The sequence below is a fragment of the Micromonospora sp. NPDC003776 genome, from assembly GCF_053605645.1.
Window position 1 is genome coordinate 1 of record NZ_JBSGJR010000809.1, and the last position, 2333, is coordinate 2333.

Here is a 2333-nt window from a genome sequence, read left to right on the forward strand (position 1 = left end):
CCTGCCCGCGGGGGGTGGGGCCCACCGCGGCCGGACCGCGGGCGCTGGGCCCCACGGCGGCCGCGCCGCTGGCGCTCGGTGCGGCCGCGCTCGGCGCGGTGGCGGTGGGCGCGCTCGCGATCGGCCGCCTGGCCATCCGCCGGGCAGTGATCCGGGAGCTGCGCATCGGCCGGCTGGAGGTGACGGAACTGGTTGTCCGGCGGCGCGTCGACCCCGGCCTGGACGGGCCGCTCGGCGCGCGGTGACCGTCCCGGCCGGCAGCGGTACGGCGGCTCAGCTCGCCATGGAGGTCGGGTAACCGTAGAGGTCGAGCAGGCGTACCCGGGACGCCTGGAGCCGGTCCACCACCACGGACATGAAGCGGGTGGTGAGCTGGCGGCCCAGCGCGTCGTCGGACTCCATCAGCCGGCGTACCCCGTCGGCGCTGAACTCGACCGCGGTGCTGCGCTGCACGGCAACCGCGCCGAACTGCCAGCGGTACGGCGGGTAGAGCCAGGACCAGCCGAGCACCCCGCCCGGGCCGATGGTCTCGATCCCGACGTCGCCGCGCCCGAGGACCGGGAAGTCCAGCGCCACCTCGCCGCCGCGGACCAGCCAGAACCGCTCGGCGGGCTGGCCGGCGCGGAACAGCCGGTGCCCGGGGTGCCAGACCACCGGGCGGGCGTAGCCGGTCAGCCGGGGCAGCCACTCCTGGGGCAGCCCGGCGAGGAAGGGGTGTTCGCGGAGCATCTCCAGCGGGGTCATCACGCCTCCACGATCGGGTGAGGGACCCGGTGTGGACCGGGTCCCTCGTAGGCGGGGTCACTTCTCGGCGCCGTGCTCCACGGTGATCGGAATCTCGCGCGCGGTCGGCTCGGTTGCGCCGACGGTCGCGGTGATCTCGAGGATGCCGTCCGCGTAGCGGGCCGCGAGGGTGTCCTCCTGGACGCCGGCCGGCAGCGGGATCAGCCGGGAGAAGGAGCCGTAGTGGAACTCGGAGTGGACCTTGTCCGTGTGGCTCTCCCGGCGGACCACGTCCAGCCGCAGGTTCTCGCCGGTACGCGTGATCCGCACGTCCTTCGCCGGGTCGATGCCCGGGAGTTCGGCGCGGACGACGTACCGGTCGCCGTCGAGGTAGTCCTCGACCCGGATGGTCGGCGCCAGCAGCGGCAGCCAGGACAGGTTCGTCCAGTCGAACGGCGCCAGCGCGCCGCCCCGGAACTTGGTGACAGTGGACATTTTCGACCTCCTTGTCGATCGTCCCGACTCCATCCCACTCCCGCATTACCCGGACCGTCAGGGCCGATGGTCCCGGGGCGCGCGGGCACAGGGCCTCTGTCGGCCGCCCGGCGACGGGAGAACGCTGGAGATGGACGAAGGAGGACGTGATGACCGACAGAGCTGGCGCTCCCGTTGTCGTGGGCGTGGACGGTTCCCCCTCGGCGCTGGACGCGGTCCGGGTGGCTGCCCGGGAGGCGGCGGCCCGGCACCGGCCGCTGCGGGTGGTGAACGCGTTCCTCTGGCCGCTGCTCGGCACCCCGCTGGGCCCGGTCGCCGCCGTACTGCCCGACGAGGAGGTACGGCAGGAGGCGGGCAAGCTGGTCGCGGCGGCGGTCGACGAGGCGCGCAAGATCGACGCCGAGCTGGAGATCACCGGCGCGGTGGTCGACGGCGGGCCGGTCGCGGTGCTGCTGCGGGAGAGCCGGGAGGCCGCGCTGCTCGTACTCGGGCACCGGGGCCTGGGCGGCTTCGCCGAGTTGCTGGTCGGCTCGGCGGCCGTGCAGCTGTCGGCCCGCGCCGACTGCCCGGTGCTGGTGGTGCGGGACGAGCCGCGCGCCGACGGCCCGGTGGTGGTCGGGGTGGACGGGTCGGCGCTCTCCGACGAGGCGATCGGTTTCGCCTTCGCCGAGGCGGCGCAGCGCGGCACCGAACTGGTCGCCGTGCACTCCTGGCTCTACCCGGCGCCACCGGCGTACCGGGAGTCCTACGGCGACATCATGCCGCTGGTGTACGACCCGGAGCTGCTGCGCGCCGAGGAGGAGCGGGTGCTCGCCGAGGCGCTGGCCGGCTGGACCGAGCGCTACCCGGACGTCCCGGTCCGGCAGAAGCTGATCTCGGCCAACCCGGCCCGCGCGATGGTCGAGGAGTCGACGGACGCGCAGCTGACGGTGGTCGGCGCGCACGGCCGGGGCAGCCTGGGCGGGCTGCTGCTCGGCTCGGTCAGCCACGCGGTGCTGCACCACTGCCGCAGCCCGCTGGCGCTCTTCTTGGCCTTCTCACCAGGGTAGGACTTGATGAGGTTGCTGATCTCCAGCATGGCGATGGTCCTTATCTCTTTCTTCGAAGTCTCGCGG

4 protein-coding genes are annotated in these 2333 nt (G+C 73.9%); 2 read left to right on the forward strand and 2 right to left on the reverse strand.

The window, feature by feature from the left end; translation table 11 throughout:
- On the forward strand, nt 1-245 hold a 245-nt coding region (locus ACWEVO_RS35175), incomplete at its 5' end, for a hypothetical protein (RefSeq protein WP_452311725.1).
- A 28-nt stretch (nt 246-273) separates the two neighbouring features.
- On the opposite strand, the gene ACWEVO_RS35180 is transcribed toward ACWEVO_RS35175, so the two are convergent.
- Nucleotides 274-744: a cyclic nucleotide-binding domain-containing protein gene (locus tag ACWEVO_RS35180; protein ID WP_452311726.1), complete on the reverse strand. Its 471-nt coding sequence runs from the start codon at nt 742-744 to the stop codon at nt 274-276.
- Between the two features lie 57 nt (nt 745-801).
- Entirely contained in the window at nt 802-1218 is a 417-nt protein-coding gene (locus ACWEVO_RS35185; RefSeq protein ID WP_452311727.1) for an Hsp20/alpha crystallin family protein, read from the reverse strand.
- 149 nt (nt 1219-1367) lie between these two features.
- Between ACWEVO_RS35185 and ACWEVO_RS35190 the strand changes: the two genes are divergently transcribed.
- The gene (locus ACWEVO_RS35190) at nt 1368-2267 is read left to right on the forward strand and encodes a universal stress protein (RefSeq protein WP_452311728.1); all 900 of its coding nucleotides are present in this window, start codon (nt 1368-1370) and stop codon (nt 2265-2267) included.
- Nucleotides 2268-2333: the final 66 nt, after the last annotated feature.

Bases quoted from the DNA above. Each gene is read 5' to 3' on its own strand.
- ACWEVO_RS35180 (WP_452311726.1), bottom strand. From the start codon at position 744: ATGACCCCGCTGGAGATGCTCCGCGAACACCCCTTCCTCGCCGGGCTG.
- ACWEVO_RS35185 (WP_452311727.1), bottom strand. From the start codon at position 1,218: ATGTCCACTGTCACCAAGTTCCGGGGCGGCGCGCTGGCGCCGTTCGAC.
- ACWEVO_RS35190 (WP_452311728.1), top strand. From the start codon at position 1,368: ATGACCGACAGAGCTGGCGCTCCCGTTGTCGTGGGCGTGGACGGTTCC.